Raw genomic sequence first — 207 nt, forward strand, 5'->3', positions numbered from 1 at the left:
GAGTTCGCGCGGGTCGTTGCGGACTATCTTAATCGCGCACCGGCGTCGGAAGTGCAGGACATTGTCTTGGCCGCCCCTAGTCACGTCCTGCACGACATCCGCGAGGCACTTAACAAGGCGACGGAAGCTAAGCTTACTCGCAGCCTGAGCAAGGACTTGACCAACATTTCCGACCACGCGATCGCCGAGCATTTCGGGAAGTGACGT

General features: G+C 58.9%; 1 protein-coding gene. It reads left to right on the plus strand.

Going from position 1 to position 207, the window contains the following annotated elements:
• Nucleotides 1-204, plus strand: a 204-nt coding sequence (locus GSQ92_RS29185; protein WP_174247862.1) for a host attachment protein, incomplete at its 5' end; no start/stop codon positions are given.
• Between the last annotated feature and the right edge of the window lie 3 nt (nucleotides 205-207).

This window comes from Acidisoma sp. S159, assembly GCF_009766125.1.
In the GTDB taxonomy this organism is placed as follows: domain Bacteria; phylum Pseudomonadota; class Alphaproteobacteria; order Acetobacterales; family Acetobacteraceae; genus Acidisoma.